Annotated in this window: 1 protein-coding gene and 1 pseudogene; one reads left to right on the forward strand and one right to left on the reverse strand. The window is 53.0% G+C overall.

Features of this window, described 5'->3' with window-relative positions; genetic code table 11:
• Positions 1-903, forward strand: a 903-nt coding sequence (locus HMPREF3169_RS06080; RefSeq protein WP_083286082.1) for an IS3 family transposase, incomplete at its 5' end; no start/stop codon positions are given.
• Between the two features lie 30 nt (positions 904-933).
• Here the strand turns inward: HMPREF3169_RS06080 and HMPREF3169_RS06085 are convergent.
• Positions 934-1696: pseudogene (locus HMPREF3169_RS06085) on the reverse strand (IS3 family transposase); the annotation flags it as partial.

Raw genomic sequence — 1696 nt, forward strand, 5'->3', positions numbered from 1 at the left:
TCCTACATCGACACGTATAAAGATCAGTTTGGGGTCGAGGCCATCTGCCGAGTCCTTAAACAAGCAGATCGTGGATTCATTACTTCACGCGGCTACCGCAAAGCCACCACACGCGTTCCCAGTGCAAGAGCCTTAAGCGATAGCCTGCTCATCCCAGAAATACAGCGTGTGCATGCGGAGAATTTCTCGGTCTACGGTATCCGCAAAATGTGGCACGCGATGAACCGTGAAGGCTTTCATATCGGCCGCGACAAGACTGCACGACTAATGAAGCTAGCAGGTGTTTCCGGCCGCCGACGTGGGCGAACCCCTGTGACAACGATTAGCCCGAAGGCACCGGATCATCGCCCGGATCTTGTACAACGAGACTTTCGTGCCCAAGCGCCAGGCAGGTTGTGGGTTGCCGACATTACCTACGTTCGTACCCTGTCAGGATTCGCCTATACCGCGTTTGTCGTGGATGTCTTCAGCCGAAAAATTGTTGGTGTTGCTACACGCTCGACGATGCGTACCGATGCGCTGCCCATGGAGGCTTTGGAGCATGCGTTAACGACTGCAGGGCGAATTCATGGAAACCAGCTGATTCATCATAGTGATCGGGGCAGCCAGTACGTGTCACTGAAGTATTCCACCGCTCTCGCGGAATCCGGAATCCGGCCGAGTGTGGGAACAGTCGGAGATTCTTATGACAATGCTCTAGCCGAAACAGTCAATGGTCTCTACAAGGCGGAACTGATTCATGCCCAAGGCCCGTGGACGTCGGTCGGAGAAGTCGAATTGGCCACCTTGCGGTGGGTGTATTGGTGGAACACCAAGCGGCTTCATGAAGCTTTGGACTACGCCACCCCACAGGAAGTAGAAACCGAGTACTATCTCACCCAGCCCATCAACACAGGGTCGTAAAAGAAGCGGAACTAAACCCAGGACGCTTCAATCCGCACTCGTTCCTACCGCGCCCATGGATTGGCGCACACCCAACGACGAGCAATAGCTCCTAAAGGCTTGTGAGGTGTAAACACTGCCGTGATCGGAATGGAATACAGCCCCGTCAAGACTGCCACGCACACCGTGCGCGTGGGCTATTGCATCGACGACCAGTGACACTCGCATGTGGTCTGCGAGCGCATAACCTGCAAGTTTCCGTGAATACGTGTCAATGACTGTGGCCAAATACATGTTCTTGCCACCCTTACAGGGCAGGTAGGTAATGTCGCCTACATAGACGCGGTTCGGCTCGTTGGCTGTGAATTTACGGCCTACTAAGTCCGGCATGACACGGTGGCCAGGCTTACGCCTGGTAGTGACACATCGGCGGCGCTTGGTAAAGCCTTTAAGTCCCATGGATTTCATGATGCGTGCGACCTTCTTGTGATTTATCGGGTCGAAATCCGTATCACTGTTGAGGCTTGCAGCGATGCGTTTAGCACCATAAAGCCCGTTCTCATCATCAAAGATGGCCTTGATTCTTGCACCAATAAGGGCATCGGAATACATCTTTAGCCTGCGCTTTTCACGGGTTTGGACCCATTTATAAAACGAGGAGCGATTGAGCTTTAACACATGGCACATCCGCTTGACCGAGTACTCGGTTCGGTAGTCATAGACAAACTGGAAGCGGATTACCAGCGTGTCTCTTCGGCAAAATATTTAGCAGCTTTACGTAGAATATCGCGTTCTTCGCGCAGCTTCGCGTTTT

This window comes from Corynebacterium sp. HMSC08C04 (assembly GCF_001807495.1).
GTDB lineage: Bacteria > Actinomycetota > Actinomycetes > Mycobacteriales > Mycobacteriaceae > Corynebacterium > Corynebacterium simulans.